Below are 13,550 nucleotides of genomic sequence, written 5' to 3'. Positions count from 1 at the left end.
CCCGCCGGCGGGCGCCGCTCGCCTCAGGCGGCGTTCTCGCCCACGCGCCCCTCGGCGCGGTCGCGGATTCCGCGCAGCATGCGCGCGCTCATGAGGAAGCTGACGGGCAGGACCGGTTCGACGATCGCCCCGGACCACCAGCGCGTGTACCCGTAGCGCTCGCGCACGACGAGACGCGTGGCGCCGTCCGCGACGGGGCGCAGCACGAACGACCAGGTGAAGTCGTACGGCGGGGCCGACGCGCCGACCGGGACGGCTCCCCGCAGCACGAGGTGCCGGTCGGGGACCATCGCGGCGACGCGCAGCGCGACGTCGGGGTGCAGACGCACGTCGTCGCCGACCGCGAGACGCTGCCACCGGGGATCGATGCGGTCCGCGTTCTCGATGTCGCAGCCCACGAGGTTCTCGAGCCACTCGTAGCTGTAGAACCCGCCGCGGCCCTGGCCGAGCTGCAGGACCCACTTCCACACCTCGCGCGGCGGGGCGTCGATCGTGACGGCACGGGTCGCGACCGCGTCGGCGCACGGGACGATCTCGTCGCCTGCGAGCGGCTCGGACGGCTCACCGTCGCGGGTCCCCCAGGTCATGGTCATGCGTCGGGTCAGGAGCAGCGCTCCGACCAGGAACGCCGTGGCGGCGGTCCGTCGTACGAGCGGTCTCATGGCAGTCTCCTCCGTCGTGGGACCTCGGCCTGACTCGATCGTCGCATCTTCGGGCGTCGAAGCAGCAGTGCTTGTGACAGATTGCACAAGCGTGTCGCGGCGGCGGGATGCTCAGCCCACCCGGCCGAAGGCCAGGAAGTGCGGGCTCGCGGCGATCAGCGCCGGGTCCTGCTCGAGCAGGCGCGCCGCCCGGATCGCGGAACCCAGCAGGGGTTCGGCCTCGTCCAGCGGCAGGTTGTCGAGGGCCGGAGCGCTTGGCCCCTCGACGCCGTAGACCGCCACCGCACCGAGCCCTGCCTCCTCGAGCTCCCCCGCAAGCTCGTCGGGACGGTGGAAGTACGCGGTCGTGAAGCCGGACCGCGGGTCGTGCAGGCCGGTCGCGACGGCGCGACGCAGCGACGGCTCCGTCTCGTCCGACACCTCCCCCACGGCCGCGAGCTCCAGGAGCCCCGCGTACCGGCTGATCGCCGCGGCGACCACCGTGCCGCCGCTACGTGCCACGCGGGCCGCCTCGCGCAGCGCGAGCAACCGGTCGGACCGCTCCGTGAGGTGGTAGAGCGGCCCCAGGACGAGCACCGCGTCCACCGAGGAGTCCTTGAAAGGCAGCTCCCGTGCGTCCCCGACCTGCGCCCGCACCCCCGAGATCTCCGCCGCCCTGGCGACGTGCGACGGCACGGGGTCGACCAGGTCGACGTCGTACCCGGCGTCGGCGAGCCAGGCTGCGTGCACACCGGTCGCACCCCCGACGTCGACCGCCCTTGCAGGGGCTGCCGGGAGGAACCTGCTCAGGAGCTCGCGCGTGCGCAGCAGCTCGAGGCGACCGTGGGCCGTCGCGTGGAGGCGACGCTCCTCGCGGTAGCGGTCGGTGTAGAAGTCGAGGATCTCGGGGTCCAGCGCTGGTCCGGTGCTCACACGGACATCCTGCCGTCGGCATCCCAGTTCGTCGAGCGTGCAGCTCGGGCTGTTCGTGGAGGCCGATGACGACCCCAAGTGCACGCTCGGCGCACGCAGCAGCGAAGCGCACGGCAAGAGCCTGCCGGACTCACGTGAGGTGGTCGAAGTCCCCGCGCACCCAGGCCGCGTGCCGCTCCGCGGAACGCCGCACGACACCCCGCGCACCCACCGGGATCACGCCCTCGAAGTTGTTGTAGAGCCGGTCGAACGCGAAGCGCTCGACATGGGTCGCGACCCGGTCCACCACGGCCCCCGACAGCGGGATCCGGTTGGGGTAGCTGCGCATGAAGCTCACCGACGTGCGGTCGGGGTTCGCGAAGATCGTGTCGCCGCTGAGCAGGACGCCACGCCCCTGCGCACCGGCCGCCCAGTGGACGACCGCGCTGCCGGGGAAGTGCCCGCCCGGCTGGGAGAGCGTCACGCCCGGCAGGATCTCGCGGTCCTCGGACCACGTCTCGATCACCGGGTCGGGGCGGGCGACCCACCCGGCGTCGGCCTCGGCGACGAGCACGGGGACGCCCCCGAGCGCACGGCTCCACTCGACCTGGACGCCGAACATGTGCGGGTGGCTCGCGACGACGGCCACGACCTCTCCCAGGTCGCGCACCTGACGGACGGCGTCGTCGTCCAGGTACCCGACCGGGTCCCACAGCAGCATCCCGGCCGGTGTCCGCACGATCTTGGACTCCTGCCCGATGCCCACCCCGGGGTGCCCCGCGAGGGCGAAGAGGTCCGGTTCGAGCTCGGTCACCGAGACCTCGTGCCCCTCGGCCGCGAGCTCGTCGAGCGTCGTCCACGCCTGACCGTCCGCGGGCACCCACTGGCGCTCGTCGGCGCAGATCGCGCACACCTCGCGACGTTCGGCGTGCTCGACGGCGCACGTCCGGCAGATCCACCACGTCATCGGGGTCGTCCTCTCCCTCGTCGAGGCCTTGTCATGACCGACGCGTCAGGACGAGCATGGCCCATGGGTCACGCCCACTCTGACACGTCATCGGGGCGTCGGGGTCAACGGCTCAGCACCTCGGCGTCCTGCGGCTCGTCGTCACCGGCCGCGCCCGGCAGGTCACCCGCGTCCCCCGCGCCACCCGGCGGCACGTCGAGCCCGCGCAGCGGGTACGCCCAGAAGCAGAGCCAGGCCAGGCCTGCCACCGCGAGCGGCACGCCGCCCATGAGCACCCGGATCCCGGTCGACACCGTCTCCGGCTGGGCCCCCACCGCGAGACCGGCGTCGTAGCCCGTCGCGCCGAGGACCACGGCGATCACGACCGCCTGCACGATCACCGACCCGCGCACCACGAACCCGTTGACCCCGAAGTACATGCCCTCGCGGCGCAGCCCGGTGCGCCGCTCGTCGTCGTCGATCACCTGCCCGAGCGCGACCTCGAGGAGCTGCATCATGCCCGCGACGCCGATTCCCACGAGCCCGGCCACGGCCATGGCCCCCGGCAGCGAGCCGGGGAGCATGAACAGGCCGACGGCCACGCCGTACGCCGCGACGGACCACAGCAACGCCTGGCGCGGGCCGACCTTGCGGACCACCCAGGACCAGCCGACGATCGAGGGGATCGCGACGACGAAGATCGGCGCGAGCACGAGGGTCGCGTCGGCCTCGGCGCCGCCGAGCACGTAGCGCACGTAGAACGGCACCGACGCGAGCAGGATCGCGGTCGTGGACTGGAGCAGCAGGGACCCCAGCACGTACGTCACGAAGGCCTTGTTCGCGAACGTGTACCGGAGCTGGTCCCGCAGCGGCAGCGCGGCCTCGCGAGCCCTGACCTCGACCTCGTCGACGGGCCGCTCGACCATGCCCGCGAGCGACCAGACGAAGAACGCGAGGCACAGCGCGCCCAGCACGAGCCCCATGCCGACCCACCCGAGCGGCGACCCGTAGAGCAGCGGTGCCGCGGCGGTACCGAGGATCATCCCGACCAGCCCGAAGATCTGGCGCGGCGTGTTGCCACGGGCGCGCTCCGCCGTCGTGCGGAAGATCTCCGGGAAGAGCGCCGAGGTGTTGAGGACGACCGCGACGTACGCGACGTCGTAGACCGCGACCACCACGAGGAACCAGACGAGCAGACCCGCGGGGCTGACCTCGGGGGGCATCCACACGAGCGAGAACGCCGCGACGAGCGGCACGATCCCCAGCCCGATCCACGGGACGCGGCGCCCCCAGCGCGTGCGGTGCCGGTCGGAGGCCGCGCCGACGAGCGGGTTGAGGAGCGCGTTGAGGATGCCGTGCGCGACCATCGCACCTGCGACCCAGCCGGCGGGGAGCCGCAGGTGGTCGACGTAGAAGAACACGACGAACGCCGAGAACGTCTGCGCCATGAGGTTCGCGGGGAACGCCGAGGCGCCGTAGGCGAGGGTCCGGCCACGCGTGGGGAGGCCGGTCAGGCGGCGGTCGCGCAGGGCCGTGAGCGCGCTCATCGAGCACCCCCGACGGCGTCGCTCGCCCGAGCGACCGGGGTGCCCGAGGCGTCGCGCACCTGGGGTGCGAGCCCGCGCTGGACGTCGCGCAGGTCGCGCCAGCCGACGCGCACGATCCCCTCCTCGGCGAGGGTCGCGGCGACGTCGGGGTCGGCCAGCAGGCGGCGCTCGAAGCCGCGCTTGGCGACTGCGTAGTCGGCGACGTCGTCGAGCTCGTCGTCGTCGAGCATGGGGTGCAGGAAGACCTCGGTGACCCCCGGCTCGGTCGCGCGGAGCAGGTCGAGGAAGCCCGCCTTCATCGAGGCGTAGTCCTCCTCGTCGGGCGTCCCCTCCCCGAGCAGCTCGAACGGGTGCGTCGTGAGGTGGTCGAGGATCACGACGCCGGCCGCGTCGGCCGCGGCCGCGGCCTGGTCGAGCACCGAGCGGTAGGTGTCGGGCAGTCCCAGGCCGACCGTGCGCGGCAGCCGGAACGGCAGGCCGTGACGGGCCGCGAGCTCGAAGACCTGCGGCAGGAAGCTGCGGCCCGTCTCGAGCCCGTAGACCGAGCCCATGTGGTTGTCGAGGTGCGTGACGTCCATGCCCGCGGCGAGGGCCGCGTCGAGCTGGGCGGCGAGCTCGGCCGCGACATCCGCGTCGCTCGCCCGGAGCTCGACGCTGCGGCAGTCGGCCGGGAAGTACCCGGCGTCGTCGACGAGGGTCGTCCCGACCCCGGTGAGGGGGCGCCACCGGTACCGGGTCCACTCGCTCGTGAGCACGAGGTGCACGCCCAGGTCGAGGTCGGTGCGGTCGGCCGCGAAGGCGAGCGCCTCGGGCGCCCAGGGGCACGGCACCATGAGGGTCGCGGAGTCGAGGTGGCCCGCGACGAGCAGCTCGGTGATCGCGCGGTTCGCGGCGCGGCACATGCCGAGGTCGTCGGCGTTGAGGACCAGGGCCCGGGAGTCCGGCGGGAGGCCGAGCCGGGTCACGAGGTCAGAGGGTGCGCGCATCGTCGGCTCCTCGGGGGGCGTGGCCGGTGGCGAGGTCCGCGTCGAGGGGTGCGTCGTCGTCGGGCAGGTCCTCCGACTCGGCGGCGCGCCGGACCGCGGCCGTGAACGCCTGGTCCCGCAGCGTGTCCCGGGCGAGGGCCGCCGCACCGAGCAGCACGGCGTCGGCCGCGACGGCGCTGGGTTCGACCACGATCGGCAGGATGCCGACCCGTTCGGCGAGGTAGGTCTGGACGCGACCCAGGACCGCGTCCTCGCGCGCGACGCCCGCCAGGACGATCTTCTGCGGTTCGAGCAGGAGCGCGACCGACGCGATCAGCACGGCGAGGCGCCCGGCGAGCTCGTCGACGACCGCGACCGCACGCTCGTCGCCGTCGGCCGCGAGGTCGAGGACCTCGTGCGGCGCGAGGCCCGCGGGCAGGCCCGCCTCCTTGGCGGACGTCGCGAGCGACGCGGCGCCGATGCTCTCGGCGCCGAGCGCGCGACCGGGCTGCGGGAGGAACGCGACCTCGCCGGCCCCGCCGGACGCGCCGCGGTGCAGCTTGCCGTCGATGACGATCCCGGCGCCCAGCCCGATCCCCAGGCGCAGCAGCACGAACGAGTCGAGCCCCTTGCCCGCGCCTGTACGCTGCTCGGCGATCGCGGCGAGGTTGACGTCGTTCTCGAGGACGACGGGGCAGCCGAGGCCTTGCTCGAGGGCGGCGTGCAGCGTGGGTCCGCCCTTCTCGAGGCCGGGGACGCGGCGCACCATGGCGTGGTCGGCGCCCACGATCGCCGGGAGCCCGACGACGGCGCACCGGATCGCGACGGACGCGGCGCCCGTGTCGTGGCGCACCGCGGCGACGCAGTGCGCGGCGAGCTTCTCGACCGCGCTCGCGCGCGCCTCGGGCTCCTTCGCGGACAGCGGCTGCTCGGCCCGGGCCCGGACCCGTCCGACGAGGTCGACCAGTGCGACGCGGACGCGCACGTGGCCGATGTCGACCGCGAGCGCGTAGCCGTGCTCGGGGTCGACGCGGTACAGCGTGGCCGCGGGGCCGCGTCGGTCGTGGTCGAGACCGGCCTCCTCGACGAGCCCGTGCTCGACGAAGGTCCGCAGCGCGAGGGCCACGGTGGTCTTGGACAGGCCCGTGGCCGCGACGATCTCGGGTCGTCCGAGCGTGTCGTGGGCGTCGAGCACCTCGAGGACTGCGCGGGCGTTGATCTCCCGGAGCAGTCGTTGATCTCCTGCAAGAAGCATGTCTACCGGTCTCCGTCGACGGTCGTTCCCCTGGACATGAGTAGGTCGGAAACCTCCCTACCCGGGCGAGAGTACCCCGCGGAGGTTCGTGACCGCTCGGCGAATCGCCAGGGTTCACCCCGCGTCGCCGTCGCCGGACGGCGCGCCGCACTCGGGGTTGACCCCGAGGGCGAAATGGGGGGAACACCCGATGTCGCCCCGAGCCCCTTCCGCCCTAGCCTCGATGGTGGTGGGCCCCGCCGGGGGGTGGGGCCCCCACCACGACCTCACGAACACCTCGGACACGACGAACAGGGGATCGACATGCGGACCACGAACCGGCGACCGGTGACGGCGGGCCTGGTCGCCGTCACGGCGCTCACGCTCGGCGCGTGCGGGTTCGGACCGCGATCGATCGCGACCGACACCTACACGGTCCCGGACGAGATCACGTCGGTACGACTGGACCTCAGTGCCGGGTCCGTCACGCTGCGCGGGGACGCGTCCGCGACCGAGGTCGGCATCGAGCGCACGGTCGACTACGCGGGCGCCTACCCCGAGCAGGAGACGCACCGCGTCGAGGACGGCGTCCTGGTCCTGTCCGGGTGCGGACGGCACTGCTCGGCGAGCTACTCGGTCGACCTGCCCGCAGGGCTGCCCGTCACGGGCGGGACCGAGCACGGCAGCATCGACCTGACCGCGACCGGTGCGGTGGACGTCGAGACGTCCAACGGGTCCATCACCCTCACCGGGATCGACGACGGGATCGTCGCGCGCACCTCGAACGGCAAGGTCACGGGGACACGGCTCGGCGGCACCGCCGGCGTCGACGCCGAGACGTCCAACGGGGCGGTCGAGCTGACCCTCGCGACCCCGCAGGACGTCCGGGCGACGACCGACAACGGCAGGGTCGAGGTCACCGTCCCCGACGGCAGCTACCGGGTACGTGCCGAGACCGACCTGGGCGGCACCGACGTCACCGTCCCGGACGACCCCGACGGCGAGTTCACGATCGACGCGTCCTCGTCCAACGGGCGGGTCACGGTCTCGCGAGGCTGAGGACCCGTCAGAGCGGGCCCAGGACGTCGCGGGCGTCCGCGTCGAGCGCGAGCGTGCCGAGCACCGTGAGCAGCATGCGTTCCTCGTAGCGGAAGTGGGACTCCATGATCGCGGCGATCCCCTCGAGGTGACGGTCGAGCTCGTCCGGCGTCGCCGCCCGGTCGACCGCTGCCAGGAGCCCGCTGAGCAGGTGCGCGATCATCGAGTGGTCCTGCTTCAGGGTGCGCAACGTCCCGACCAGCTCGGGGTGGGCGGCCGCGATCGCGGGGAACAGCTCGCGGTCCTCGCCCTCGTGGTGGCCCGTCAGAGCCGTGCAGAAGCCGTGGCAGAACAGCAGCAGGTCGCGGGTCGCAGGTTCGGCGGCCGCTCCGTCGTCGAGCGCGGCCCGGGTGACGCGCAGCGCCTCGCGCAGCCGGTCGTGCACGGCGCGCAGCTCGTGGCTCCAGGCGACGAGCCTGGTCTTCTCGCCCTCAGTCACGCGAGGGCGAAGGGGGCGACGTGGTCATCGTCGTGCTCCTTCGTGTCCGGCGCCTCCATGCCTGGCACGGTCTGCCACCGGCACGCGACGCTGCGCAGACCCTACCGGACCTCCTCCGCCCGGGTGCGTGCCGCCGTCGGCGTCGTGGCCCTTGCCGCTCACCTGCCGCTCACCCCGGCGCACCACCTCACCCCCGCGCGACCCAGGCGGGGCGCCGTGCGTCGTCGACGCGCACGACCACGTCGGCGTCACGCTCCGGGGCGACCTCTGCCCGGTACCGCGCGTACGCGGGCAGCGTCCAGGCGTCCGCGGGGGGCGTGCGCCGTGCCAGCGTCGCGTCCTGGAGGGCCAGGTGGACGGTCAGGTCGACGTCGAGCCCGCGCCCGAGCGACAGGGACCCGTCGAGCAGGACGACGAGCCCCGGCGGGGCCTCGACGTAGCCGGCGCGCGTCGAGCGCGAGGTCACGGGGTCGCGCAGGCTGGGCAGGTAGCGCCCGTCCCCGCCCGGCCCGACGGCGGCCAGCACCTCCCGGTTCAGCGCCCCCACGTCGATCCACTCGTCGAGCAACGAGTCCGGGTCCTCGTGCCCGTGCTCGAGCCGCAACGACGCGGGCCGCAGGAAGTCCCGCACGCTGACGCGCGCCGTCGGGCGGCCGGCGACGCGCAGGGGTTCGACGAGCTGGTCGGCGAGCGTCTCCGGGTGCGTCGAGGGGTGGCCGTCGACGAGGACGCTCGTCGCCGTCGCGTCGCCGCGCGAGCGCTCGACGACGAGCGCGGCGACCCGTGCGACGAGGACCTCCTGGCTGACCGGCTCGACACGCACCCGGTCAGGATGTCACGGCGCCCGCGCGACGAAGGACCGACCGCCGACCGAGCCTCGCGGGACGGATCCCGGACGCCCGACCGGCGGTCGGCCCTGCGGTCGTGCTCAGCGCCTCCCGGGTGTCACTCGACCGCGGGCACGGTGGGGACGCCGGCGAGCGCGGGAGCCGTGAGGGCCGTCAGCCGTTCGCGGACGAGTCCCCGAGGAGTTCCTCGACCCAGCGGACGGACAGGTGGCCGACCGTCGCGATCTGGTCGGTCGACGCCCCGTCGAGCACCGCGGCCCGCACCGCCGCGGCCACGCGTTCGACCTCCTGCGGGCTCGGTACCTCGGGCAGGTCGGCAGTGAGGCCGGCCAGGCGGTCGAGCGCTGTCGTCGGTGGCGTGTCCACGGCAGGAACGTACCAATGCGGCGCGGATTGCGGGCTGCCCGGACCCGGCGCACGGTGGGAGCCTGTCCATCGCTCCCAGGAGGCGTCCACGATGACCACGTTCCCGACGATCCGGCAGGTCGTGCTCGACACGACCGACGCCCGCGGCCTCGCCGAGTTCTACCGCGCCCTGTTCGGCTTGGAGTACCGCGCGGGCGACGAGCCGCCCGCGACCGGCCGGCCGGACCCTGCCGGCACGGACTGGCTGGTCCTGCGTTCGCCGGGCGGGGTGCCACTCGCGTTCCAGCAGGTCGAGCACCTGCCGCCGTCGACCTGGCCCGACCCGGCCGTCCCCCAGCAGCTCCACCTCGACTGCACGGTCCCTGACCGGGAGGCCCTCGACGCCCAGCACGAACGCGCCCTGGCGCTCGGCGCCCGCCTGCTCCGGGACCGGTCCGACGACCCCGAGGAGCCCCTGCGCGTCTACGCGGACCCGTCAGGTCACCCGTTCTGCCTCTTCGTGGGCTGACTCTCCGCCCCGCCCGCGGTCAGGCCACGTCTCCGCGGTCCCCCACCGGCCGAAGCCGTCACAGCTCCTCGACCTCGATCAGCCACTGCGCGATCGTCCGGTCCTCGATCGTCATGCGGTACGTCTGCCCCGGGTCGATCGCGTCGTCCAACCGGCTCTGGCGGTTCTCGTTGACCCCGAGCAGGCCGCAGGACGTGCGCACGTCGTAGTACGTCCTGGAACGGTTCGTGTGCGGGGACACGTCGCTCTCTGCGACGCAGGTCTGCTCGGTCGTCGTCCAGCTCGCGACCCAGACGACGACCGGCGTCGTGACGACGACGGCCGCGACCGTCCACCCGACCACGACCTTGGGGATACGCATGTCGTGGAGGATATCGAACCGCCCGCTGCTGCCCGCCTGCCCGCTCGCCGTGCGCGAAGGACGCGGCCCGTCGTCGGGCAGCAGGGCCCGGCGACGCTCAGGCGGGCTTGGTCGCCTTGCCGTCCAGCCACAGGGTGTCGGACTCGTCGCGGTGCGTGCCGGTCGAGCCGACGTGCTTGCTGTCGATCGTCGGGCCCTTCTTGACGACGTGGACGATCGCCATCGCGTGACCGCGACCGAGGTCGTAGTCCTCCTTGAGCCACTCGACGATCACGCCGGCCTTCACGGCCGGGTCGTCGTAGCCCTTCTCCTGCGCGATCGTCACGAGCTGTCGCGGGGTGAGGCCGGTCTTGTCCTCGACCGCGTCCAGGTAGGCCTGAAATGACATGGTTCTCCTCGTTTCGGGTGGGTCGGGGTTGAGCTGCCGGTCCGGTGCGACTCAAGCGGTACCGAGCGCCCTGCGCAAGCGCTGGGCGAAGGCAGCGGGGTCGTCGACGAAGCCGGTGTGGTAGCCCGGGAAGAGCGTGGTCGTGGTGCCGAGCAGGGCCGCGAGCGCCGACGACGCCCGGTCGCAGAGCTGTCCCGTCGAGTCCTCGCCGACCCCGACGACCACGCGGACGGGAGAGGCGCGCAGCGCCTCGACGTCGGGCTCGAAGAGGGTGGTCCCCAGGAGGTCGTGCGCGAACCAGAAGCGTTCGTCCGCGACCTGCTGCGGGTCGCGCTCGCCGCCGAACATCTGCTCGACCATCTCGTCCGGGACGTCGATGTCGCCGACCGCGAAGAACTTCCGCCAGGCGCCGACGACGTCGCCCGCGCGGTGGTCGTCCACGAGCTCGCGGGTCGCGGCGTGCAGCCGCTCACGGTCCGGCATGAGGGCGTCGAGCGGCGGCTCGTGCGCGACGACCGTCCTGACCAGGTGGGGGTGCGACTGGACGAGGGCGAGCGCGGTCACGGCGCCGCCGCTCGACCCGACGACGGTCGCGGGGCCAGCGTCGAGGTGGGTCAGGAGCCGCGCGAGATCGTCGGCCCGGACCTCGGGCGGCGTGTCCCGGTCCGGGTCGTCCACCGTGCTGCGGTGGATGCCGCGCGGGTCGGTCGTCAGGACGGTGTGGTCGGTCGCGAGCAGGTCGGCGAGCGGCGCGAACGCGTCGGCGTCCATGGGTGCGCCGACGAGCACCACGAGCGGCCCGTGGCCCCTGACCTCGTGGTGGAGCGTGGCGCCCGGGACCTGCAGCGTCCGGGCGGTCGCGGGGAAGGTCGCGGAGACGGTCGGGGTGTCGGTCACGGGAACCTCCGGGGGTGCGCAGGACGGGTGGTCGAGGGGGTGGACCGGTAGGGCGGCCGGAACTCATCGGTCCGCCGCCCGAGCCCGACCCTCCTGGCCGACCCCGTCACCTGGCTGCTCCGGGGCGGACCCCCGGAGCCGTGCCCCCGCGCCCCGGACGCAGCGCGACCTACCGTCCGAGCAGCGTGTCGATCTCGGCCATCTCGGCCGTCTGCACGTCGACCATGACCTGCGCGAGGTCGCGGAGCCCGGCGTGGCCGCCGCCCTCGATCTCGCCCTGCGTCATCGCGATCGCGCCCTCGTGGTGCGAGTGCATGAGCTCGAGGAACGTCGCCTCGGCCTCGGTCACGGCGGTCGCGTCACCCGTGCTCGCGTCCGCGAGACGTTCGAGGGACCCCATCTGGTCGCTCGTGAGCATGCCGTTCGCGACGTGCACGGAGTGCATCTGCATGAGGTCGTCCATCCCCCAGGCGTCGGCCCAGCCGAGCATGGTCCCGATCTCCTCGGTCTGACCGTCGAGGATGCGCTGCGCGAGGTCGCGCGTCGGCTCGCTGACACCGTCGACGGCCAGGATGATCTCGCTCATCTCGACGGCCTGCTCGTGGTGCGGGGTCATCATCGCGACGAAGTGCGTGTCGATGTCGTTGACCTCGGCCGGGGCACCCGCGGGGCCGCTCGCGGCGGGCGGGCTCCCGTCCTCCGAGGGCGAACCGCTCCCCGTCGAGCAGCCCGCGAGGGCGGCGGTCAGGACGAGCGCGGTGAGGGCGGTGGGCAGCTTCTTCAAGGAGGACTCCGGTGTGTCTCGGGATCGCCGGGGCACGCGGGCGCCGGTTCCGGCGAGCGTCCGACCAGGGTAGGTGCGAAGTCTGGGAGCCGGCTGTGCCCCCACGGGCGGTGCGCCGCCAGATCACCCTGTGGATCCCGCGCCCCGGCGGTCCCCGTCACAGTATGGTCAGCGCACTCGACGAGGAGGCCACCGTATGACTTCCCCACGGTCCACAGACCACCGTTCGGCCACGACCACAGTGGCGCGCGCCGCCGACCAGGCGGACCTTCCGCCCCTGCTCACCGGGTGGCGGCGCCTGTGGACGCGCCCGGCACTCATGCCGTACGTGCGGCTCGTCGTCCTGGTCCTGGCGATCAACGTCGCGGCGGCCGTCGCCCTGCTCCCGGGCACGTCGACACCAGAGCGACTCGACCTGACCCTCACGGCGGCGGCGCTGAACCTCGGGGCCGCGGCCGTGATCCGGCAGCAGCACGTCGTCAACCTGCTGTTCCGCCTCGCGACGAGCGCGCCCGTGACGTGGCCCCTGCGCGTCCGCGCGGGGCTCGCGAAGGTCTACCACCTGGGCGGGATCCATGTCGGGGCCGCGATCTCCGCGACCGCGTGGTTCACCGTGTTCGCCGCGACCGCGCTGAGCCCGCCCGGGCGAGGCGAGCTGTCCGGGCCCACCCTCTGCGTCGTCGTCGTCCTCGCGCTGCTGCTGCTGACGATCGCCGCTCTGGCCACGGCGCCCTTGCGCCGCATGCGCCACGACCTGTTCGAGATGAGCCACCGGCTCGGCGGCTGGTCGACCCTCGCGGGCTTCGCTGCACTGACCGTCCTGTTCGCGCACGACCTCGCGCCGAGCGACCCGTGGACCGCGATCCTCTCAGCCCCCGCGACGTGGGTCCTGGCGGTCGTGATCGTGTGCGTGGGACTGCCGTGGCTGCACCTGCGCAAGGTCGCGGTGGACGTGCACACGCCCTCGTCCCACGTCGCGATCGTGCGCCTCCACCACGGCTCGCGGACGTTCGTGGGTTCCTCGACCACGATCGCCCGGCACCCGCTCGGCCAGTGGCACCCCTTCGCGAACCTCGTCACGCCGAGCCGCCCCGAGCTGCGCCTCGCGATCTCCCGGGCGGGCGACTGGACGGGGTCGTTCATCGACTCCCCGCCGGACCACGTCTGGGTCCGCGGCGTGCCCACGGCCGGGGCCGGGAACGTCGGCAAGCTCTTCCGCAAGGTCGTGTGGATCACGACGGGCAGCGGGATCGGCCCGTGCCTGCCCAGCCTGCTCGCGGGCGCGCCCGCCCACCTGGTGTGGGTCACCCGGACGCCCGAGGCCACGTTCGGCCCCGGGCTCGTCGCCGAGATCACGGAGTCGCTGCCGGACGCCCTCGTGTGGGACACCCGCGCCCTGGGCAAGCCCGACCTCGTGGCCCTCGCGCTCGACGCGGTGCGCACGACCGGCGCCGAGGCCGTCATCTGCATCTCGAACCGTCCGACGACGTTCGAGGTCGTCGAGGGCCTCGAGTCGCGGGGCATCCCCGCGTTCGGCGCCATCTGGGACTCCTGAGGCGCGTCGCTCCTCCCCACGGCCCGACGGCGTCACCCGCGTGGCGCCGTCGGGCTGCGGC

16 protein-coding genes are annotated in these 13,550 nt (G+C 73.6%); 3 read left to right on the top strand and 13 right to left on the bottom strand.

Annotated elements, in window-relative coordinates:
• Nucleotides 1–23: 23 nt before the first annotated feature.
• The 6 genes from H9652_RS03565 to H9652_RS03540 form a co-directional block, all read right to left on the bottom strand.
• Nucleotides 24–662 carry an SRPBCC family protein gene (locus H9652_RS03565; RefSeq protein ID WP_191794806.1) on the bottom strand — a complete coding sequence of 213 codons (639 nt, stop codon included), beginning with the start codon at nucleotides 660–662 and terminating at the stop codon, nucleotides 24–26.
• A gap of 111 nt (nucleotides 663–773) precedes the next feature.
• Nucleotides 774–1,574, bottom strand: a complete 801-nt coding sequence (locus H9652_RS03560; RefSeq protein ID WP_191794804.1) for a class I SAM-dependent methyltransferase — start codon at nucleotides 1,572–1,574, stop codon at nucleotides 774–776.
• 130 nt (nucleotides 1,575–1,704) lie between these two features.
• The gene (locus tag H9652_RS03555; protein WP_191794802.1) at nucleotides 1,705–2,520 is read right to left on the bottom strand and encodes an MBL fold metallo-hydrolase; all 816 of its coding nucleotides are present in this window, start codon (nucleotides 2,518–2,520) and stop codon (nucleotides 1,705–1,707) included.
• Between the two features lie 104 nt (nucleotides 2,521–2,624).
• Nucleotides 2,625–4,046, bottom strand: a complete 1,422-nt coding sequence (locus tag H9652_RS03550; RefSeq protein ID WP_191794799.1) for an MFS transporter — start codon at nucleotides 4,044–4,046, stop codon at nucleotides 2,625–2,627.
• A complete protein-coding gene (locus H9652_RS03545) occupies nucleotides 4,043–5,032 on the bottom strand; it encodes a polysaccharide deacetylase family protein (RefSeq protein ID WP_191794797.1) in 990 nt (329 codons plus the stop codon). Before H9652_RS03545 ends, H9652_RS03550 begins: the two co-directional genes overlap by 4 nt.
• Complete coding sequence (locus tag H9652_RS03540; RefSeq protein ID WP_191794794.1) at nucleotides 5,016–6,266, bottom strand: ROK family transcriptional regulator; 1,251 nt, start codon at nucleotides 6,264–6,266, stop codon at nucleotides 5,016–5,018. Before H9652_RS03540 ends, H9652_RS03545 begins: the two co-directional genes overlap by 17 nt.
• A 303-nt stretch (nucleotides 6,267–6,569) precedes the next feature.
• Between H9652_RS03540 and H9652_RS03535 the strand changes: the two genes are divergently transcribed.
• A complete protein-coding gene (locus H9652_RS03535; RefSeq protein ID WP_191794792.1) occupies nucleotides 6,570–7,304 on the top strand; it encodes a DUF4097 family beta strand repeat-containing protein in 735 nt (244 codons plus the stop codon).
• A 7-nt stretch (nucleotides 7,305–7,311) separates the two neighbouring features.
• On the opposite strand, the gene H9652_RS03530 is transcribed toward H9652_RS03535, so the two are convergent.
• The 3 genes from H9652_RS03530 to H9652_RS03520 form a co-directional block, all read right to left on the bottom strand.
• Nucleotides 7,312–7,782 (bottom strand): hemerythrin domain-containing protein, encoded by a 471-nt coding sequence (locus H9652_RS03530; RefSeq protein ID WP_191794790.1) that lies wholly within the window; start codon nucleotides 7,780–7,782, stop codon nucleotides 7,312–7,314.
• 187 nt (nucleotides 7,783–7,969) lie between these two features.
• On the bottom strand, nucleotides 7,970–8,605 hold the full coding sequence (locus H9652_RS03525; RefSeq protein WP_191794789.1) for a nucleoside/nucleotide kinase family protein: 636 nt from the start codon (nucleotides 8,603–8,605) through the stop codon (nucleotides 7,970–7,972).
• Nucleotides 8,606–8,783: 178 nt separating this feature from the next.
• The gene (locus H9652_RS03520; RefSeq protein WP_191794787.1) at nucleotides 8,784–8,996 is read right to left on the bottom strand and encodes a hypothetical protein; all 213 of its coding nucleotides are present in this window, start codon (nucleotides 8,994–8,996) and stop codon (nucleotides 8,784–8,786) included.
• Between the two features lie 91 nt (nucleotides 8,997–9,087).
• Here H9652_RS03520 and H9652_RS03515 point away from each other — a divergent pair, with 91 nt between their 5' ends.
• A complete protein-coding gene (locus H9652_RS03515) occupies nucleotides 9,088–9,504 on the top strand; it encodes a VOC family protein (RefSeq protein ID WP_191794785.1) in 417 nt (138 codons plus the stop codon).
• A gap of 58 nt (nucleotides 9,505–9,562) precedes the next feature.
• Here the strand turns inward: H9652_RS03515 and H9652_RS03510 are convergent, their stop codons facing one another.
• From H9652_RS03510 to H9652_RS03495, 4 genes are all read right to left on the bottom strand, one after another.
• A complete protein-coding gene (locus H9652_RS03510) occupies nucleotides 9,563–9,865 on the bottom strand; it encodes a hypothetical protein (protein ID WP_191794782.1) in 303 nt (100 codons plus the stop codon).
• 97 nt (nucleotides 9,866–9,962) lie between these two features.
• Nucleotides 9,963–10,253, bottom strand: coding sequence for a DUF4287 domain-containing protein (locus H9652_RS03505; protein ID WP_191794781.1), 291 nt, complete (start codon nucleotides 10,251–10,253; stop codon nucleotides 9,963–9,965).
• Nucleotides 10,254–10,304: 51 nt separating this feature from the next.
• A complete protein-coding gene (locus tag H9652_RS03500) occupies nucleotides 10,305–11,150 on the bottom strand; it encodes an alpha/beta fold hydrolase (RefSeq protein WP_191794779.1) in 846 nt (281 codons plus the stop codon).
• A gap of 169 nt (nucleotides 11,151–11,319) precedes the next feature.
• A complete protein-coding gene (locus H9652_RS03495; RefSeq protein WP_191794777.1) occupies nucleotides 11,320–11,934 on the bottom strand; it encodes a DUF305 domain-containing protein in 615 nt (204 codons plus the stop codon).
• Between the two features lie 196 nt (nucleotides 11,935–12,130).
• On the opposite strand from H9652_RS03495, the gene H9652_RS03490 reads away from it, so the two are divergent.
• A complete protein-coding gene (locus H9652_RS03490; RefSeq protein ID WP_191794775.1) occupies nucleotides 12,131–13,489 on the top strand; it encodes a ferredoxin reductase domain-containing protein in 1,359 nt (452 codons plus the stop codon).
• Nucleotides 13,490–13,550: the final 61 nt, after the last annotated feature.

The sequence above is a fragment of the Oerskovia rustica genome (assembly GCF_014836555.1).
Lineage (GTDB): Bacteria > Actinomycetota > Actinomycetes > Actinomycetales > Cellulomonadaceae > Oerskovia > Oerskovia rustica.
This window is presented reverse-complemented; position numbering and strand designations above follow the sequence as displayed.

Excerpts from the sequence above, each read along its gene's own strand:
- H9652_RS03540 (WP_191794794.1), bottom strand. The coding sequence starts at position 6,266 with ATGCTTCTTGCAGGAGATCAACGACTGCTCCGGGAGATCAACGCCCGC.
- H9652_RS03550 (WP_191794799.1), bottom strand. The coding sequence starts at position 4,046 with ATGAGCGCGCTCACGGCCCTGCGCGACCGCCGCCTGACCGGCCTCCCC.
- H9652_RS03535 (WP_191794792.1), top strand. The coding sequence starts at position 6,570 with ATGCGGACCACGAACCGGCGACCGGTGACGGCGGGCCTGGTCGCCGTC.
- H9652_RS03545 (WP_191794797.1), bottom strand. The coding sequence starts at position 5,032 with ATGCGCGCACCCTCTGACCTCGTGACCCGGCTCGGCCTCCCGCCGGAC.
- H9652_RS03555 (WP_191794802.1), bottom strand. The coding sequence starts at position 2,520 with ATGACGTGGTGGATCTGCCGGACGTGCGCCGTCGAGCACGCCGAACGT.
- H9652_RS03505 (WP_191794781.1), bottom strand. The coding sequence starts at position 10,253 with ATGTCATTTCAGGCCTACCTGGACGCGGTCGAGGACAAGACCGGCCTC.
- H9652_RS03490 (WP_191794775.1), top strand. The coding sequence starts at position 12,131 with ATGACTTCCCCACGGTCCACAGACCACCGTTCGGCCACGACCACAGTG.
- H9652_RS03565 (WP_191794806.1), bottom strand. The coding sequence starts at position 662 with ATGAGACCGCTCGTACGACGGACCGCCGCCACGGCGTTCCTGGTCGGA.
- H9652_RS03510 (WP_191794782.1), bottom strand. The coding sequence starts at position 9,865 with ATGCGTATCCCCAAGGTCGTGGTCGGGTGGACGGTCGCGGCCGTCGTC.
- H9652_RS03515 (WP_191794785.1), top strand. The coding sequence starts at position 9,088 with ATGACCACGTTCCCGACGATCCGGCAGGTCGTGCTCGACACGACCGAC.